This is a genomic window from Blautia sp. AM42-2, assembly GCF_003480245.1.
In the GTDB taxonomy this organism is placed as follows: Bacteria; Bacillota; Clostridia; order Lachnospirales; family Lachnospiraceae; genus Fusicatenibacter; species Fusicatenibacter saccharivorans.
The window spans coordinates 20,642-39,185 of record NZ_QUIM01000011.1; the positions used below are offsets into that span (position 1 = coordinate 20,642).

Sequence of the window (18,544 nt, forward strand, 5' to 3'; positions counted from 1 at the left end):
CATCACAGCTTAAAGCTACCATTTATTTAGTCTGCTGTCAACTTAAAAATTAATTTATTTTTTCTAATTCTCTTGGCTCCTGATAAAGCTCTTTTAGATCACTGAGAACCTGTACTTTTCCTTTGCGCTCTGCGGTGCTCCAGGCTTTTCGTCAGTTCCATGACAGCCTTCATATAGCAGGCATGATCCTCTCTCAACCGGCCATACCTTCCGCAGCGTTCCGCGCAGACGGTACATCATATTTTTCAGTGCTCCGTACGGATTTTCACTCTCCTCATCCGTCCAGAGTGCTTCGGTTAACTGTTCCAGTGTTACGATGTGGTTTTTGTTGCAGATCATATAAACCAGCAGCTTTGTGATCATCGGGGAATGAATCGCTTCCTCGTTGAGGCAGCGTGTTTCATCGTACATGCTGAATCTTCCAAGCAGCTGTACGCGAATCATAAAACATCGTCTCCTTCTAAGAACTCAAGCTCTTTTTCGGTCTGAATTGCCGGCAGTGCACTGTATTTCAGATTCTTTGCCCAGCCTTTTTTCTCCTCGGAGAAGCGCTCGCTGATTCTCTTGTAGACGAGTTCGCATCCTCTCTGGTTGCCGCCCTGCAGCAGAATCACATACTGGGACGGGCTGTATTTTGCAAAGAAATCGGAATGACGCAGGCTGCGTTTCATTACCTCAAGCAGCTTTTCGGACATACGGTCAAGGCGCGGACCGCCTTTTGCCGGGTAACCTTTTCCGTCTGTAATGGTGCACAGCATCAGCCACGGCATCTGTCCGTTCAGCTCGGACATACGGTAAACAAGTCGGTAGCAGTCACGGAATCCGGCGAGGGAACAGAAGAATGCTCCGTCCTTTTCTCCCGGGCTCTCCTGAAGATCTGCCTGTACCTCTTCGATCACGCGGTGTCTGCTGCCCATGCGGCTTCCCAGATAGCGATACTGCTCCACCAGTTTCTCGCTCGGTGTAACGCCAAGCTCTTCAAAGTAATGTTTCGAGGTCTGCTCGTACAGTTTCATGGCCTCTTTGTATCTCTCCAGGCCGATCAGCGCCTGCATCTGGACTGCCTGCCACTCGTCGAACGGATACAGTTCGGAAGCAACAGAAGTCAGCTTCTGCAGCTCATCGAACTCCTCGTTTTTCAGAAGATACTCACTTACTTCTTTCAGTGCATCTGAATATACTTTTTTCAGCTGCGCGCGCTCCGCCTGTACCCACTCTTCCTCGCCGAAATCTGCAAGGAACTCTCCGGTGTACAGCTCCAGCGCTTCGATCATCTGATCCATGCGCGCTTTCTCGTCTGTCTCTTTTCCTGCTTCCAGGATCTTATTTTTGATATCAATCGCATCTACCTCGACCGGCATCGGGCTGGTCCAGTGGTAAACGCCTTTCTGTGTATAAATGTACTCAAACTGCGGAAGTCCTGCCTCGACAAGGCTTCTTTTCAGGCGATGTACGCCGACACGCAGACTGTTTGCCGCGTCCGCCACATCTTCTCTTCCGTATGTGCTCTCCAACAGTCTTCCTCTGGAAATTCCATTGTCCTTGTTATAGAGGAAAATCTGCAGAAGTCTCATCGATTTTGTTGCCATTGTTTTCCGGAAGGAAATCGGCTGGTCGCCGTACTCCAGGAAAAAACTTCCCATCATGTGTACTTTTAAAAGCGGTAACTGTTCTGTTTGGTTTTTCATTTCTTCGTTCATACTAACTCCTGTATTGCCTGTTGTGCTCTAATCTCTGTTGTCGGTTGCGCTGCGCTCCGCAATCGGCTGCGGTAACGGGCCGGCGGTTCCCTGTTCGTTCATTTCAAAAACAATTACGGACGCCGGATTTCTGTTTTCTATTTTACATCATTTTAATCAAAAATCCTACTATAAAATGTATAAAATATTAACTTTAACACCGAAAAATTCCTGCTTGTTCTTCTTTTGTCTTGTTATCTTTTTGTCAATCCCATCTCATCCGTAAATTGCCCGCATGATTTTAGCCATCAGCCGCCCTGCAGGCGCCGAGAGCACCAGTATTACAGCAAGAGATACCATGCCGCACCCGAGCAGCGCGCGGTTCACAAGTCCCCGTGCTGAGCAGAGTCCGAGGCAGAATCCCTTCTTCCAGGGCCAGAACAGCTTTTCCGGTTTCCGGTTGAAAAAATCGAGCACCAGATGGGACAGAAAGCCCACGGCAAAATAAGCGGACACATCCGGGTAGATGATGTCCACGCACGCCGTCAGCAATGCCAGCGCCGCAAATGAATGCATGAAGGAGCGGTGCGGCTGCTGTTTCCCATAGGCGCAGATCAGCAAAAATGCTGCCGTTCCGGCGAGGAGACGCAGCACGCTACTGTCGCTTGTGAGGCGGCGGTAAATTCCAAGATTCAGTTTATACTCCGCAAGAATTGTGAGCACCGCAACTGCAACTGTTGCCGTAATGATCTTATCGGCATCGCGGTGCGCCTGTGAAGTGCCGACATCAATGTCACTGATCAAACCGCCGATCGCGGCAGCCCCGGCACCGGCCACAAGCGCGGGAACCGTCTGCGGCTGTAAAACAGCAAGTGCCGCTGCTGTTCCAATAAAAAAATGTGTTCTTCCAAGCATTTGTCTGTTTTTTCCTTTTGTAAAATTTCCTTTATCATAGCACATTCCCGCCCTTTTATGCAACCATTTGTTCGATTCTTTTACGACCGTATGGTCCTATCAGGATCAAAAAAGAACCTCCTGCGACCATTCATCGCCGCAGGAGGTTCTCCTCTGTTTCTGCCTTTATTCCATACTATTTTCAGGTTATCTTATTTCACGTTTTTCCCTTCATTGTATGAATTTTCATTTGACATTTATCACTCATTTGAGTTATATCCTTATGCTTCATATACCAGTTCACCGGCAAGATACGTCCGGCACACCGGAATGTCTTTGATCGTGCTCTCATCCACCTCAAACGGATTCTGACCCAGTACGACAAAGTCTGCCATCATGCCTTCTGCGATCTGGCCTTTCACGTTCTCCTCGAAACTTGCCTCGGCGCTGCGGATCGTGTAACTGTCGAGTGCTTCCTGTACGGTGAATTTCTGATCCGGCAGGTACGGGCCGACGTGGTCGCGCAGCGTTGTTCTTGTGACAGCGCACTGCATGCAGGCGAGGGCATCCGGCAGCTCTACCGGGCAGTCGGTTCCGTTGCTGACGGAGACGCCGTTGTTCATCAGCGTCTTCCAGCTGTAGCTTGTGCTCGCAAGCTCTTTGCCGACGCGCTCCTCTACGATATGGTTATCGTAATCGAGGAAGATGCTCTGTGCGTAAACGTGAAGATGCATTTTCGCGATTTTTTCAAGCTGATCGGCTCTTGTGATCTGGCAGTGTACGATGCCGTGGCGGTGATCTTCTCTCGGGTTTTCAGCAAGGGCTTTTTCATAGGCACTTAACACGCGGTCGAGGCACGCATCACCGATCGTGTGAACTGCAGCCTGCATGCCGTGTGCATTGGCGTAGCCGATCATCTCATCCATGGTTTCCTGGGTGAATACCGGGATTCCGCAGGTGGACGGGTCGTCTGCGTATGGGCGACTGAGGAATGCTGTTCTCGCACCGAGTGCGCCGTCGCCGAGCATTTTCAGCGGTCCGATTTTAAAGCGGTCTGTGCCGATGCCGGTCACATTTCCAGCCTCAACGAAACCTTTTAAGGATTCCAGATCGGTAAAGTTGCTCTGCTCGTAAACGCGGACGGTCAGCTCGCCGGACTCCTCGAGTTCTTTGTATGCTTCGTTGACGGTCTGCCATGGAACGGCGCGGTAAACGCAGTAATCATCACTCTGGCTGCTGGTGACGCCGTAGCTGTTCAGGGCTTTGCAGGCGCTGCGGATCATATCTTTGATTTCCTCTTTGCTCGGCACCGGAATGCTGTCGTAAACCGGTTCCATTGCATTGTCGAAGAATCTTCCGTCCGGCTCACCGTTTTCCATACCGATCTCTCCGCCCTCCGGCTGCGGGGTATCTGCGGTGACGCCGAGGAGTTCCAGCGCTTTGCTGTTGACTACGAGGCAATGGCCGCACGCTCTCGTCGCGCAGATCGGAACTTCGGTTGATACGCGGTCAAGATCGTAGCGGTTCGGCATGCGGTCCACGTCCGTGAAGTAATCCTGATTCCAGCCGCGGCCCATCAGCCATGCGCCGTCTTTTCGCGGATGCTCTTTCTGGAAGGTGTCGAGGCAGGCGAGCATATCTTCCAGGCTTTCGGTATGTGCGGCAAGCTGCGCTTTCAGCAGGGAGCTTCCGTAATTTAAAAGGTGCATATGGCTGTCGTTAAAACCGCTGCAGACGAATTTTCCGCCGAGGTCTACAACTTTGTCGCCGGCTGCTGCAAGGGCATCTGCCTCTGCGCTGCTTCCGGCGAAAACAAATTTGCCGTCTTCTACTGCAAACGCTTCGACAAGCGGCAGTTTTCCGGTGTAGACAGCTCCGTTTTTGTAAATTGTTTTCATATCATTATCCTCCTACTGTCATCTAAATTTGATTCTATTCTTTTCTGCCCATTTGCGCAATATACAAATTCAGACACGCCATTCTCATGCGTGTCTGGATTCGCTTTTGAATATTTTTTATTTCGTTTTCTCTTCGTAGAACAGGCAGGCGTTCTTGTCTACCGTGCCCTGGCCGAAGTTTCTTGCTTTGTAGTCTTTCAGCAGTTTGAAATACTGGTTCGAGAGAATCAGGATCACTGCTACGTTGACGAAGGTCGGGATCGCAGATGTGATATCAACGACAGTCCAGATAAAGCCCTGGTTGTTGGTCTTTACCAGATAGATCGTCCACAGTACGCCCGGCAGAGCGCGGACTGCGTAGAAGACTTTCATGACGATATCTTTCATCTTGCCTTCTTTTTTATACAGATGCTCCAGAATTGCCAGATAGTAGGTGAACCATCCGCCGGAAGTCGTTACAGTGAAGATGACCATGATGACTGCCAGAAGGATGCTTCCAAATTTGCCGAATCCGCTTGCAAATGCACTTAAAGCAAGTGTTCCGCCGTTCGTTCCGTCGGTCCAGTTTCCGCTTAAGATAACGGAAAGTGCGGTGATCGTACAGATAACCATGGTATCAAAGAATACCTCGAAAGATCCCCACAGACCCTGCTCTACCGGATGCGGTGTTTTTGCGGAAGCATGGATCATTGGAGAAGTACCCCATCCAGCCTCATTGGAGTATACGGAACGCGCCATACCCACACGGATAATCTCGCTGACTGCGCAGCCGGCAAAACCGCCGATCGCTGCTGTTCCGGTAAATGCGTTTGTTACGATGGCTGTAAATACGCCAGGAACGCGGTTGATGTTGATGATGATCATGCCAAGTCCCATCAAGATATAAAGAACGCTCATAAATGGAACGAGCTTGCTGAACAGACTTGCGATTTTCTTCGTACCGCCGCTTGTAACGACATAGGTCAGAATGCAGAGCAGAACACCCATCACGATAACGCCTTCTACTTTGAAGCTTCCAAGATTGATATTCTCAATACCGAACGCACCGGCTACGACCTGAGATGCGGTCAGGTTGGAAGAGGTTACGAAGAAGGTGGAGAAAATACCGATGCCGAAGATGAGCGCCGGGATCAGCCACAGCTTGCCCCAGTGGCGCTCCTCGCCAAGTCCGCACTCCATGTAGTAAGTCGGACCGCCGTAGTACTCACCTTTTTCGTTGGTGTGACGGTAGTAGCAGCCGAGGGTAACCTCAACCTGTTTCAGGATCATGCCGAGCAGGGAAGAAAGCCACATCCACATGATGGCTCCCGGGCCGCCTGCTGCGACTGCGGTTGCAACACCGGCGATGTTTCCGAATCCTACGGTACCGCCGATGGCAGTTGAAATTGCTTCAAATGAGGAAAGCATACCCTTTCCTTCGCTTGCTTCTTTTTCTTTCTGGAACAGTTTTCCGCCGGTTCTCTTCATAATCCAGCCAAAGTGACGGAACTGGAAAAATCCAGAACGAACGGTAAAGTACAGACCGGTCAGAATCATCAGCGCGATCAGCGGCACGCCCCAAAGGACACCGTCCAGCCAGTTAAGAAATGCTATCATGTCAAAATCCTCCCTTTTTTCTTTTCCGGCAACAGTTTTCTTCAGACGTATCCTGTAACACCCGTTTCGTCTTTCGTTCTCCAACCAAACAGATTTCCACCCCTGGAACCTTTTGTCACGGTTCCAACTGCAGTACAATAAAAAGAGCAGCGGTCTTCACCACTGCTCCATAACTCTACGTTCATGAAGCAATAGCTCCTCCACCAGTACGGTGAGAGTGCACAGCCTGTTCGACTGTACCCCAACGCAGACAGTTTTTCGGGAACTGCCCCGTTTCGGCGAATGCTCCTTTCCCTGCCCGTCCCAGACCCCGTTGTCTCAGGACAGCTACTCTTAGCCTTCGCGCCTCTATTGCCGAATATGTATATTGACAGGTATTATCATATGTTTCTTTTCGCCGCTTGTCAATCGTTTTTGCGACATTATTTTACAAAAATTTTATATTTTCGAAATTTGTCCTGATTTATTTGAGATTCTCCCCGTCGATTTTTTCGTCCCGGTAAAAATACTCGCGGTCGTGTTCGCCGATTGTGACGCCTGGAACGATGGTAACTTCTGGCTCTTTGGCCAGATCTTCCACATTCGGGTTGTAAATGATTCCTTTTACCATTCATTCTCTGTCTGTCATACTGTCCTCCTGTCTGCTGTAGGATCTAAATAAGTATCCCTTCCAGATGATCCATCTCATGCTGGCAGATCTGGGCTGGCCAGCCGGTGAATTTTTGGCGTTGTTTTTTCCAGTTCCAGTCGTAGTATTCGATTTCGATGTTCTGGTACCGCTTTGTTTTCCGCACGCCTGGCAGGGAGAGGCAACCTTCTTCTGTTTCGTAGGGGCCGCTTTTGCGGACGATCACCGGGTTGAACATGATGATGTCGCGGAATCCGGCGTTTACGATGATGATGCGTTTTTTCACGCCGATCATATTTGCCGCCATGCCGACGCATGCCTCGCGGTTTGCTGCCAGTGTGTCCTGCAGATCTCTTCCCACCTGCAGATCTTCTTCTGTCGCCGGGATGGATTTCTGTCCGAGGAAGAGAACGTCTCTCATAATTGGTTTTACCATTTGTGTTTCCTTTCTCTTTCGGCCTTAAAGGCCGAAATCGTTTAATTTTCTATTTGAATCCGCATATCGCACGATGTGCATCCGATTACGGTTTTTCTGCCTTTCTGCTCCAATCGTTCTACTGTTCCGCTGCAGAACGGACAGATCCAGTCAATCTGTTTTCCGGCTTTGACGGCCTGCATCATGTTGACGAATTTTGTCGTATCTACATTTTTCGAATTGCAATTCTGCGTCCAATCACCGGAGAGTACTTTTCGCAATTCGCCGTTTTCATTCAGAATAACGGTGTCGCCCTCCTCGATGTTCCAGTCATACAGCATCTGATCCTCCTGGCGGATGCGCGATTCTGTTCCGTTTTCATCTTTCAAAACAACAACTGCCATGACAGGCTCGTCGGCACCGCGCTCCTCACAGCCGAAATCAAGGTCTTCCTCAATTCGCATTACCTGATATTTCATAAAAACGCCCTTTCTTCAAATATAATTCATGCTTTTTTGTATTCCACACGGTTTTTGCTGTTACAAAACTTTTTATTCCTGAATCGTAAAAATCACAACCCGCTCCCGGCTGTCCCCGCCCGGAAACAGATCCATACAGTCGATCTCATCGAGAAATTCCAGTTCCGGCACCGTCATCAGATACGAGATATAAGCATCCGACGGGTAATAGAAAAACAGCTGGATCTCCCGCGGATTTTCGTAGTACGATTCCAGCAGTCTTGCCATCGCTTTTCTTAAGATTTCAAGCGAAAACGGGTTAAAAAAATACACCCGGTCCACTTCCACAGGAACGGGAAAATTCTCGGCGCTCTCCAGCACAAACTCCGTCCGCGCACCAGAGGCCGCCGCCTTTTTGTTTTCCATTACCTTCGCATAAATCCGGTCATCATACTCCACACCGATGGACTGGCACCGGGTCTGCGCCGATAAGAAGAAATCTACGCGGCCCTTTCCGCATCCGTAATCGAGCAGCGTATTTCCCTTTCGGATCATCCCCGTGTTTGCCATCCGCTCCAGCACGCAGTACGGGGTCGGCTCATACGGATACCGGTACAGATCCGACCGGCTGTCATCCCGCCCCATTGTGTGGATCTGCAGCAGCTTGTCCCAGCGGTTTTCGTTTTTATCCTCTCTCATCGCCCGTCTCCCGATACTGTTCGAATAATTCCAGATACTCCTGTTCCACCGCAGCAAACGGCCGCACCGCGTAGTCCAGCGTGATGTGAAGCTTCGGCGCATCCCCCTCCTGCGGTTCCTCCAGCAGATTTGTCAGATCGTACCACAGCAGATCATTGTCGATCTGTTTCATCATCCGCTGCTCCTCCGCCGTCAGATCACTGCCAAGATATTTCTCATAAATCACCGAAAGCAGATGGTCCTCGATCTCGCGGTACCGCGGCATCTCCTGCTTTAATGGCCGCGGCACGTCCGACATGTAGCACTCGCTTGCGTCATGCAGAAGACACGCCAGCACCAGCCGCCGGGAATAGCCGCGCGCGGCCGCCTCTTTCGCACAGCAGATGCAGTGCTCTCCCACTGACCAGAACGTCGTCACATGGCCGTTTCCGCGGCAGATCATCGGCAGCGCATGCGCAAAATCCTCCACACAGAGCAGCCCCGGATCAGGATGTACGGGATCGAAGTGTTTTCTTGTATACGTCGTTATCGTACTCATTCTTTAACCTCGCTGTACGGCTTTACTGCCGGCTGTCCCGCGTGCGGCTCGCCGATGATTTTTTCCATCCAGACCATATCGTACCAGCGGTCGAATTTGTAGCCGCAGTTGTGGAAGGTTCCCACGAGTTCGAATCCGAGATGCGCATGGAACTCGGCGCTGTTTTTCGTCAGATATTCATCCTCGACCTGCGGATAGCCGATGCAGGCGTAGAGGTTCAGAATGCCCATTTTTTTCAGGCGGTCCGCCAGCTCTTCATACAGTCTCCGGCCAAGGCCTCCTTTTCTTGCATTGGGATCGAGATAAATGGTCAGCTCGCTCGACCAGTCGTATGCGGCGCGGCCGACAAAGGCATGTGCGTATGCATAACCTTCGATTTTTCCATCCTGCTCGATGACGAGGTATGGATATTTTTTCATGATATCACGCATGCGGTTCTCAAATTCTTCCAGAGACGGCACGTCCCACTCGAAAGAAATGACGGTGTATTCTACATAGTAAGCATAAATCTCTAGAATGCGTGCGGCATCCTCTATTTTTGCATCTCTGACAGTAATTGTACTCATAATAAACTCCTCCTCTGACCGTACTGCTTGCGTTTTCTGAACTTTATCTTATCACTCCGCTGAAAAATGGACAACATGATTTCCAGATTTCCTTTTTTTCTAAATTTTTCTGTGCTCTTTGCTTTCTTTCCTGTATAATAAAAGAAACAAGACGGATCACTATTTTTCTTCTTAATGAAAGAAAGGAACGTGCCTATGAAAATTTTAAATCTCGAAAACGAAAACCGGAAATTCACCAAATCCATCGAAAATTTCCACGTCATGGAATATCTCCAGGATTCCAGCGTCTCGCCGATGACTGCCATGGAGGAGTATTACATGAGCAAAATGAATGTGCGCCGCCGCCAGGTTGTCATTGAACTGAACAAGGAGCACTCCGCGATTATCCAGTCCGGTGCGATGCAGTGGATGGGCGGCCATGTACAGGCGACCGCCGGAATCAAAGGGATCGGCGACCTGTTCGGAAAGGCCATCAAAGGCGCCATGACAAAGGAATCTGCCGTAAAACCGGAGTACGTCGGCGACGGATATCTCGTGCTGGAACCGACCTACAAATACATCATTCTTGTGGATGTCGAGAAATGGGGCTCCTCCGGAATGACGATTGAGGACGGCATATTCCTCGCCTGCGACGGCAGAGTCAAAAACAAACTGACCGCCCGCAAGAGTATTTCCTCCGCTGTCCTCGGCGGTGAAGGCTTCTTCAATCTGAGTCTCGTCGGCAGAGGCGCCGTTGCCCTCGAAAGCAACGTACCTGAGGACGAGCTGATCGAAGTCGAACTCGAAAACGACGAACTGAAAATCGATGGAAACCTCGCCGTCTGCTGGTCCTCCAACCTTGATTTCACCGTAGAGCGCTCCACCAAAACCCTCGTCGGCTCCGCCGTCAGCGGTGAAGGCCTCGTCAACGTCTACCGCGGAACCGGCCGCGTCCTTATGAGCCCGGTCGCCCCGACAGATTCCCTGCTGACTGCAACCAACACGATCCAGGCGAACCCCGCTGTGAAGAACAACCTTCCGCCGGAAAATTAAATTCGAATCCTCTCCGCCCCTATGCCTAATACGCATAGAAAAAAGTCAAATTAAACCTCGTTTTTGATTGACACTTTCTTCAAAACATGTTAGCGTAAAATACGCATTTATCTTTACATTCTTAAGAAAAACCATACGATAAAATACATGTTCTGGAGAAAATGATGAATAGAATAAACTGGACTGAACTGAAACCGCAGATTCAGCAGGTCGGGCGATTAAGTCTGCCTGCGATTCTTACACAGATTACTACGATTGCGATGCAATACATTGATTCCGCGATGGTCGGCGCGCTTGGGGCGAATGCTTCGGCGGCGATCGGACTGGTTTCGTCGACGACGTGGCTCCTCAGCGGTACGATTTATGCGGTTTCAGCCGGTTTTTCTGTTCAGGTAGCGCATCAGATCGGGGGAAATCATGACAAGAAGGCAAGGGATGTTGTGCGGCATGGCATCGCGTCCGCGCTTGTTGTGTCGGCTGTTTTGTGCCTGATCGGGCTTCTGATCAGTCATCCGCTGCCGGGGTGGCTCGGCGGTGCGCAGGAGATCCGGCGGAATGCCACGCTCTATTTTATGATGTTTGCCATCATGCTTCCGTTTTCCCAGCTCAACTCGCTGATGTCGTCCTTCCTGCAGTGCAGCGGTGATATGGTGACACCCAGTATTTTAAATGCCGTTATGTGCGTGCTCGATGTCATTTTCAATGCTCTTTTGATTCCGGTTTTCGGTGTCATGGGTGCCGGTATGGGAACGATGCTGGCCTGCGCCGTCATCAGCCTCACGGGTGCCTGGTTCTGTTGTGTCCGCAATCCGCAGCTGCGTCTCCGCCGGAAGGAAAAAACGGTTTTCGATGCGAAAATTCTGAAAACTGCATTCAAAATCGGTGTGCCGGTTGCCGTACAGGAAATCGCGATGAACAGCGCCATGGTTGCTGCCACCATGCTGATTGCCCCGCTCGGCTCCATTGCGATTGCGGCCAATTCGTTCGCCGTCACCGCCGAAGGCCTCTGCTACATGCCAGGCTACGGCATCGGTTCCGCCGCGACAACGCTCGTCGGCAGAAGCTACGGCGCCGGAAATTACAAGCTGGCGAAACGCTACGGAAATATCTGCATTGCCATGGGCGCAGTCCTGATGGCCATCACCGGAGGTCTGATGATGATCTTCTGTCCGTTCGTCTTTAGCATTCTGACTCCTGACCCGCAGGTCCGCTCGTTTGCCGCCGAGGTACTCCGCATCGAACTGCTCGCCGAGCCGTTTTTCGGCGCTTCCATCGTTGCCGCCGGAGCCCTCCGCGGAACAGGCGATACGTTTGTGCCGAGCCTTCTGAACCTTGGCAGCATCTGGGTCATCCGCCTCGGTCTCGCGGTGCTTCTCATCACCCCCCTCGGCCTGCGCGGCATGTGGATTGCCATGGCTATCGAGCTCTGCATCCGCGGATTGCTGCTGCTCTACCGCCAGCATACATCGAAATATTATAAAATATCATAAACGCCATACAAAAAAGAGGTGATCTGCCGGCACAGAGCAGATCATCTCTTTTTTTGCATCCTGCTTATTTTTTGTTTTTCATTCCAAAGTTTTTCTGTTCATCCTCGCGGAACAGACGGTTTTTATCCTTATAAGACTGAAACGCATGTTTTGTCGCCTTCCACATGGTCCGGAACGAGAGCCCCTGTTCTTTATCATATTTCGATGGCAGTAAAAGATAGCAGAGAAGGGAAATCAGTACGCCGATGCCGGTATCCAGAATCCGGGCAAGCGTATAGAAAACAACTCGTTCCTCACCAACTGTGTAAAGTACCACAAAGTAGACCACGATTCCCGGCTGGATCGCAGAGTCCGCCTGCAGTGCCAGATTGCACCACAATACCAGGCAGAGCCCCGCCGCCAGCCACAGAAAAGCCGGAATTCCAAACGGCTGTTTCTGATACAGCATGTAGAATGGAATGACCAGGATTCCTCCCACAAACGTTCCGATCAGGCGATTGATTCCATTGTGGAATCCCTCTTCAAACCGGCTCCCAACCCCGTACACTGCGCCGATCAGCGCAAAGCAGGGGTTGCGGCCGCCGGGAATCAGATATTCATAAATCAGGGAAGTCAGCAGAACAACCACCGCTGTCCGCCACATGCGTTCCGTCAGACGGGGTGATTTGAAATCCTTCAGCGGCGTGAGCTGCCACTTATTTTTCACCTCCGCCCGGTCCAGCATTTCCTGTGGTCCCATAGGCTGCTCCTGTCAAAAACTCTTATTATTTGATAAATTATTTGATAAACTTCACTTCCGGATAAATTGCCTGTTTTGCAGCCTCTTTGCGCTCGTTGAAAACAACTTTGTTCTCTTCAAACAGGTTGTGTCCTTCTGCATCAATAGAAACGATCAGCGGACCGAACTCTTTTACTTTATTGCACCATAACGTCTCCGGCATTCCCAGTTCATCCCAGTGATGCTCTGCAATTCTTTCCACCTCAGTCGCGGCGACAACCGCGCAGCCTGCCGGGAAGACACAGTGAATGGCACCGAATTCTTTACATGCACGCTCGGTATTCGGACCCATGCCGCCTTTTCCGACAATGACACGTACGCCGGTCAGTTTTGTAAATTCATACTCGAATTTCTCCATACGCATGGAAGTAGTCGGCCCGACAGAAACCATCTCGTAATCATCTTCTGTTCCCTCAATTTTCCGTACGATCGGGCCGGCATGGAAAATTGCCTTGTCTTTGATATTATATGGAAGCTCTCTTCCGTACTCAACGAGTCTGCGGTGTGCAACGTCACGGCAGGTCATGAGATCGCCGTCCAGCCAAACAATATCTCCGATGTGGATATCTTTCAGGTCTTCTGCGCTTACCGGTGTAATCAGAACTTTTTTATCTCCTCTAATTTCGATCATAATTCGTACCTCCGTTTATGCATTAAATTTCCAGGTGGAATGTGTATCACAAGTTACTGTCAGATCAGGATTTACCACGATATGGCCGCGGCGGTGGGACCAGCATCCCACATTTACGGCAACGCCGATCGTGGATGGATGGCGGGCGGTGTTTTCAATGTTTACACCCATAACGGAATATTTTCCGCCCATTCCCTGCGGTCCAAGGCCGATGGCATTGATGCCGTCTTCCAGCAGACGCTCCATTTTTGCTGCATTTGCATTTTCATTGTGGGAACCGATCGGGCGCATCAGCGCTTTCTTTGAATTTAATGCTGCGGTTTCGATGGATGTTCCAACTCCAACGCCGACAAGAAGCGGAGGACACGCATTTAAGCCGTAGCTTGTCATCTGATCCAGTACGAAATCGGTGATTCCTTCATATCCTGCACCTGGCATCAAAACCATCGCTTTTCCAGGAAGCGTACATCCGCCGCCTGCCATGTAAGCGTAGATTTCGCATTTGTCACTGTTCGGAACGATATCCCACCATACGGTCGGGGTTCCTTTTCCTACGTTTTTCTTGGTATTGTACTCATCAAAAGTCTCTACCGAGTTGTGGCGGAGCGGTGCTGCAAAGGTAGCCTGTACAACAGCCTCTTTCAGCAGGCCTTCCAGTTCATTGATGTACGGAAAATTCGTTCCGCATTTCAGCCAGAACTGAAGCACGCCGGTGTCCTGGCAGCTCGGACGGTTTAATTCCACCGCCAGTTTCTGGTTTTTGGTCATCGTCTCATACAGTGCTTTCGGAAGCGCTGCTGTTTCCTGGGAGCCCAGCTCCTCCAGCTTTGCAACTACATCGTCCGGCAGCTTTTTGCCGATGTGGGCAACAAAATCAGCTACCATGTCTGTTAAAACTTTTACTCCATTTTCGTTTGTCATAATATACCTCCTATGAATGATTTTCATGAGTGAACTTTGTGGTGCGGGGCAGGAATTTTCTGCCCCTTGTAGTGTGTGATACCTGTTTATGCGAAGGAATGCTTATCATGGATAAAAAGGAAACAGGATGGGCAGCAGTATCATGCAGATTGCAAAGGATACGAGGATCAGAGGCAGGCCGGATTTTACATAATCCTTGAATTTATAGCCTCCGAGTCCGACTACCATCGTGTTTGCAGGCATACCAATTGGTGTTGCATACGCGCAGGAACCGGCGATAACAGTTGCAATCACAACGGACCGCGGGTCTGCTCCAAGGCTGTTTGCAAGAGAAACAGCGATCGGAATCATAAGTGCCGTAGTGGCTGTATTTGACATAAAGTTGGTCAGTACACAGGTTACCAGGAAAATTACCAGGAGAAGCAGAATCGGATTTGGATTGGATCCGAGCAGACCGACGATTTTATCGGCGATCATACTTCCTGCCCCTGTGACATCCAGTGCTTTTGCCAGGGAAAGAGAGCCTCCAAAGAGGAGAACTACTTTTAAGTCAATGGAATTCAACGCTTCTTTTTCTGTCAGAACCCCGGTCAGCACCAAAAAGAGTGCGCCAAGACAGGCGGAAAGCTGAATACTGATTCCAATTAATTCTTCGAAAATCATAGCGAAAATTACAACGATCAGAACAACAAGTGAAATGATCTGTTTCCATTTCGGAACATTGCTGAAATCTTTCTGCTCTTCCAGGTTCTGGGCTGCTTCGTTCTGATTCTGCGGAAGAAGTTTATATCCAAAACAGACGAAGTAGAGGATTCCTATCAGCAGCATCGGAATTCCGATTGGCGCGTACATGAAAAAGCTGGTTTTGATTCCCATCTCCTGCAGTGCATTGACGCCCATCAAATTTCCCGGCGCTCCGATGATAGAGAGGTTTCCGCCGAGGGCTGCCGCGAATACAAGCGGCATCAGCAGGTGGCTTCTGGAATAACCGGACTCATCTGCGATTCCACAGACAACCGGGATCAGTACGGCAGCGGTTCCGGTGTTGGATAAGAATCCGGACATCACGCCGGCAATTACCATAATGGCGATGATCAGTGTTTTTTCGGTTTTGGCAAAGCGGGTTACAAGTCCTCCGATTTTGTTTGCCATTCCCGTCTCGAAAAGTGCCTGGCCGACAACAAACATGCCGACGCAGAGGATAACGTTGCTGTTTACGTATTGAGAGAAAGTCGTTGATACATCCAGAATTCCGGTGAGAGTCAATCCAAGCGCACAGATAGAAGCTGTCAGACCCAGCGGAATTTTCTCCAGAATGAAGCTGACAATCGCAAATGCCAGAAACAGCAATGTGATTGTGGTTTGAGACATTCCCAAATCTCCTTTCGTTTTTTCAGTTTTCTTTTTCTTGAAAAGCATCGGCCGAACGCGTTTCTTTTGTTACTTGTATTATACGGCGTGTACTGGTTAAAAAACAAATTGGTGGAATACATGACCCCATAAAAAATTTTTATATTCGCAAAACAGGGGCTCTTTTTTTGTGCATTTTTACCTGGTTTTGCGGGAAACCGAAAAAAAATATAGAAACATTTACGTCTCTATGGTATCTTAATGGTAATATAACGTTGTCTCAACGAACATTTGGAGGGGAAAAATGACTTTAAATCAGCTTCGTTACTTCTGTATGGCAAGCCGGTGCCACAGTATTACAAAAGCGGCCGAGGAATTGTACGTGACGCAGCCGACCGTATCGGTTGCTATCCGTGATCTTGAAATTGAATTCGGCGTCAGTCTCTTTTCCAGAAAGGGAAATCAGTTAATTCTGACGCGTGAAGGGGAGGAATTTTATCAGAAAGCAAATTATATTCTCCAGTACTGCAATGAGCTGCAGGCGGATTATTCCAATCTCTCCCGTGTGCGCCCGCCGATCCGCATTGGTATTCCGCCGATGCTGAGCACCGTCTTTTTTCCCGAGCTTCTTCTCGCTTTTTCAGAAGAGCATCCCGAAATTGCGGTATCTCTTGAGGAGTATGGTTCGGTCCGTGCCTGTAATCTGGTGCAGGATGACACACTGGATCTGGCGCTTGTCAATATGGAACAGTATAATATTGATAAATTTCACCATGCCGTTCTTGCGGATGACCAGGTCGTATTTTGTGTAGCAAAAAACCACCCCCTGGCAGGCAGAGAAGTGGTTTCCATTCAGGATATGGCAAAACAGCCCTTAATTTTCTTTAATGCTGACTCGGTGCAGAATCAGCTCCTGAAGCTGCGGTTCGAACTTGAGGGGTATACACCGAATATCATCATGCGGAGCAGCCAGATTTACACGACACTGCAGTTTTTAAAGACGGGCCGCTATGCCTGTTTTCTGTATTCCAGCATGACTGATAAATTTCCGGAAATCATCGGCATTCCGATGCAGACACCAATTCGAGTGAAAATCGGCATGATATGGAAGAAAAGCAGATACATCAGCAGCGATATGCAGACGCTGATCTCTTTTACAAAAAAGTATTATCAGATGCATTCGTTGATTCCATCGGACAAAAAAACGAACGGGGATTGAGTATATCCCCGCCGTTTTCTGTAATCTTTTTTTATTTCTCTGGAAAATCGTATCGTACAATCTCACAGTTTTTCACACCAAATGCCGCATATTCTTCATTCGTCATATCGTGAAAATACGACTGCACGACACGCGCAATGCCATTGTGTGCGACGAGAATATACGTTTTTTCATCGGATTCTTCCCGAATTTCATCCAGCAGATTATAGATTCTCTGCGCCAGCCGCAGAGTCGATTCGCCGCCCTCGTGGCTCATTGCGAAGCATTCCTTCGCCTTTTTGAAGTCCGCTCCATCGCGTGCTGTGGACTCCCATTTTCCAAAATTCTGCTCCGTCAGCCGCGGCTCCGGCCGCGCCGGGATGCCGGTCATCTCGGAAATATGTTTCGCGGTTTCTGCCGCACGAACCAGCGGGGAATACAGAATCTCATCCGCCTGAATCCCCTCTTTCAGGATTTTCTCCCCGGTCTCAACCGCCTGCTGATGCCCAAATTCCGTCAATGCAATATCCGTCGCCCCACAGATCTTATTCTCCACATTCCAGATCGTCTGCCCGTGACGCACAAAATAAAAATGTCCCATGAAATGATTCCTCCTGCTTATCCTCGTCAAATGTTTCTTTCTTTTCAGAATATCACAAGCCCGCATCTGCCGCAATGAACTGTTTTTAAAAACTCCATTTCCACCAGATGAATCTTATTTTATTCACTTTTTGTACCTTTTCTTTAATTCATTTTCAATTTTTAAACGTCTCAACCTCCACAACCCGGTCTTTCCCTTTCGTTCCCCAGATCATCAGATGGGCCTTATATTCCACCGAATCCCGTGCATAAAAGAATGGCTCCTCGCGCAGCAATGATGCGCGTTTTCCTTCGGCTTCCAGTATCTTTTTCCGTTTCATTGCCTGCTCCTGGATTTTTCGGATCTGGGTTCCTTCTTCGCCAGTGAAGCGTCGTTTCGGGTAATTCTGTGCTTCGCGGGCCAGTTTTTTTTCCAGTAAATCCACGACTTTCGCGTGGCGGCTCGTATGCAGCAGTTTTGCGATCTGTTTTGCGAGGAGTTTTCCCTGCCATTTTTCATAAAGTGCAAGATACCGCAGCAGCACTTTATCGCCTGCCTCCGATGCCAGTTTTTTCATCTCCGTAATTGCCTCTTCCGTCGCTTCCCACCACGGGCATGACGGTACGAGATACTGATCCGGCACGGCCGGGTAGCAGCAGAAATTGAGCGGCGGGAAATTGGCCAGCGATGCCAGACGCATTTCTTCCTCGGTGCAGAACGCCTCGCCGAGGTATTCCAGCTTGTCCCGCAGGATCGCAATACGGAACTCAATCTGCCGCAGATACTCGTATCCGTCCACCCAGAAATGACCCGTTTTTCCGTAATCAAACAGATGCACTTCCAGTGAAAGGCGGCTGAAAAACAGCGTGCACACCGTCTCTCCCTGCCGCACGATCAGAACGTACTGCTCCCCGTCTTTTTCCAGTGCGGCATCTATTTCTCCCTCGTATTCCTTCTGATACGTTCCCGTCAGCTCCGCGTCATGAAAAACGAGAAAGCTCTCTGCCGCATCGTTCATCAGATAGACAAGCCAGATCTCCTTTTCTCCTCCCCCGTACCGCTCACCCGGAAGCAGCAGCTCGAACTGCCCCTGCGAAAGAAGCACATCCAGCCTTTCCAGTTCCTCGGTCCATGTGATATTTTCTGCAATTTCCATTCCGTGATTCTCCCCTGTTTTCTTTTACTTCCTATGA

21 protein-coding genes and 1 riboswitch are annotated in these 18,544 nt (G+C 49.7%); of the genes, 3 read left to right on the forward strand and 18 right to left on the reverse strand.

The features are described 5' to 3' along the window. Positions 1-93 precede the first annotated feature (93 nt). From DW915_RS11915 to DW915_RS11960, 12 genes are all read right to left on the reverse strand, one after another. On the reverse strand, positions 94-444 hold the full coding sequence (locus DW915_RS11915) for a winged helix-turn-helix domain-containing protein (RefSeq protein WP_055221146.1): 351 nt from the start codon (positions 442-444) through the stop codon (positions 94-96). Next, on the reverse strand, positions 441-1,700 hold the full coding sequence (locus tag DW915_RS11920; RefSeq protein ID WP_055221144.1) for an AfsR/SARP family transcriptional regulator: 1,260 nt from the start codon (positions 1,698-1,700) through the stop codon (positions 441-443). Before DW915_RS11920 ends, DW915_RS11915 begins: the two co-directional genes overlap by 4 nt. 255 nt (positions 1,701-1,955) lie before the next feature. Next, positions 1,956-2,594: a metal-dependent hydrolase gene (locus DW915_RS11925; protein WP_158581058.1), complete on the reverse strand. Its 639-nt coding sequence runs from the start codon at positions 2,592-2,594 to the stop codon at positions 1,956-1,958. Positions 2,595-2,854: 260 nt separating this feature from the next. After that, positions 2,855-4,471 (reverse strand): amidohydrolase, encoded by a 1,617-nt coding sequence (locus DW915_RS11930; RefSeq protein WP_055266833.1) that lies wholly within the window; start codon positions 4,469-4,471, stop codon positions 2,855-2,857. 117 nt (positions 4,472-4,588) lie between these two features. Continuing rightward, positions 4,589-6,067 (reverse strand): alanine/glycine:cation symporter family protein, encoded by a 1,479-nt coding sequence (locus tag DW915_RS11935; RefSeq protein WP_055221222.1) that lies wholly within the window; start codon positions 6,065-6,067, stop codon positions 4,589-4,591. Between the two features lie 41 nt (positions 6,068-6,108). Further along, positions 6,109-6,252 carry a hypothetical protein gene (locus DW915_RS15785; RefSeq protein WP_158581059.1) on the reverse strand — a complete coding sequence of 48 codons (144 nt, stop codon included), beginning with the start codon at positions 6,250-6,252 and terminating at the stop codon, positions 6,109-6,111. Further along, positions 6,252-6,426: riboswitch (Lysine riboswitch) on the reverse strand. Its footprint overlaps the gene before it by 1 nt. Positions 6,427-6,530: 104 nt before the next feature. After that, complete coding sequence (locus tag DW915_RS15790) at positions 6,531-6,677, reverse strand: hypothetical protein (RefSeq protein ID WP_022461820.1); 147 nt, start codon at positions 6,675-6,677, stop codon at positions 6,531-6,533. A gap of 43 nt (positions 6,678-6,720) precedes the next feature. Beyond that, a complete protein-coding gene (locus DW915_RS11940) occupies positions 6,721-7,131 on the reverse strand; it encodes a peptide deformylase (RefSeq protein WP_022461821.1) in 411 nt (136 codons plus the stop codon). Between the two features lie 41 nt (positions 7,132-7,172). Beyond that, positions 7,173-7,589 (reverse strand): hypothetical protein, encoded by a 417-nt coding sequence (locus DW915_RS15915; RefSeq protein ID WP_022461822.1) that lies wholly within the window; start codon positions 7,587-7,589, stop codon positions 7,173-7,175. A 72-nt stretch (positions 7,590-7,661) separates the two neighbouring features. Then, the gene (locus DW915_RS11950; protein WP_118742193.1) at positions 7,662-8,267 is read right to left on the reverse strand and encodes a class I SAM-dependent methyltransferase; all 606 of its coding nucleotides are present in this window, start codon (positions 8,265-8,267) and stop codon (positions 7,662-7,664) included. Beyond that, a complete protein-coding gene (locus tag DW915_RS11955) occupies positions 8,254-8,805 on the reverse strand; it encodes a hypothetical protein (protein ID WP_118742194.1) in 552 nt (183 codons plus the stop codon). The genes DW915_RS11950 and DW915_RS11955 overlap by 14 nt, the downstream gene beginning before the upstream one ends. Then, a complete protein-coding gene (locus DW915_RS11960; protein WP_055221134.1) occupies positions 8,802-9,371 on the reverse strand; it encodes a GNAT family N-acetyltransferase in 570 nt (189 codons plus the stop codon). The genes DW915_RS11955 and DW915_RS11960 overlap by 4 nt, the downstream gene beginning before the upstream one ends. 195 nt (positions 9,372-9,566) lie before the next feature. Between DW915_RS11960 and DW915_RS11965 the strand changes: the two genes are divergently transcribed. Continuing rightward, on the forward strand, positions 9,567-10,403 hold the full coding sequence (locus DW915_RS11965) for an AIM24 family protein (protein ID WP_118742195.1): 837 nt from the start codon (positions 9,567-9,569) through the stop codon (positions 10,401-10,403). Positions 10,404-10,567: 164 nt separating this feature from the next. Then, entirely contained in the window at positions 10,568-11,893 is a 1,326-nt protein-coding gene (locus tag DW915_RS11970) for an MATE family efflux transporter (RefSeq protein ID WP_243033833.1), read from the forward strand. Between the two features lie 64 nt (positions 11,894-11,957). Here DW915_RS11970 and DW915_RS11975 read toward each other — a convergent pair whose 3' ends face one another. From DW915_RS11975 to DW915_RS11990, 4 genes are all read right to left on the reverse strand, one after another. Then, entirely contained in the window at positions 11,958-12,632 is a 675-nt protein-coding gene (locus tag DW915_RS11975; RefSeq protein WP_022461591.1) for an FUSC family protein, read from the reverse strand. A 37-nt stretch (positions 12,633-12,669) separates the two neighbouring features. Beyond that, positions 12,670-13,302: a L(+)-tartrate dehydratase subunit beta gene (gene ttdB / locus DW915_RS11980; RefSeq protein WP_118742197.1), complete on the reverse strand. Its 633-nt coding sequence runs from the start codon at positions 13,300-13,302 to the stop codon at positions 12,670-12,672. A gap of 15 nt (positions 13,303-13,317) precedes the next feature. After that, on the reverse strand, positions 13,318-14,223 hold the full coding sequence (gene ttdA / locus DW915_RS11985) for a L(+)-tartrate dehydratase subunit alpha (RefSeq protein WP_022461434.1): 906 nt from the start codon (positions 14,221-14,223) through the stop codon (positions 13,318-13,320). A 105-nt stretch (positions 14,224-14,328) separates the two neighbouring features. Further along, positions 14,329-15,594, reverse strand: coding sequence for an SLC13 family permease (locus DW915_RS11990; RefSeq protein WP_118742225.1), 1,266 nt, complete (start codon positions 15,592-15,594; stop codon positions 14,329-14,331). A 283-nt stretch (positions 15,595-15,877) separates the two neighbouring features. Between DW915_RS11990 and DW915_RS11995 the strand changes: the two genes are divergently transcribed. After that, the gene (locus DW915_RS11995) at positions 15,878-16,792 is read left to right on the forward strand and encodes a LysR family transcriptional regulator (RefSeq protein ID WP_117761374.1); all 915 of its coding nucleotides are present in this window, start codon (positions 15,878-15,880) and stop codon (positions 16,790-16,792) included. 31 nt (positions 16,793-16,823) lie between these two features. On the opposite strand, the gene DW915_RS12000 is transcribed toward DW915_RS11995, so the two are convergent. Further along, positions 16,824-17,372: a histidine phosphatase family protein gene (locus DW915_RS12000; RefSeq protein ID WP_118742198.1), complete on the reverse strand. Its 549-nt coding sequence runs from the start codon at positions 17,370-17,372 to the stop codon at positions 16,824-16,826. A 154-nt stretch (positions 17,373-17,526) separates the two neighbouring features. Beyond that, entirely contained in the window at positions 17,527-18,507 is a 981-nt protein-coding gene (locus DW915_RS12005; RefSeq protein ID WP_117761375.1) for a DUF3878 family protein, read from the reverse strand. Between the last annotated feature and the right edge of the window lie 37 nt (positions 18,508-18,544).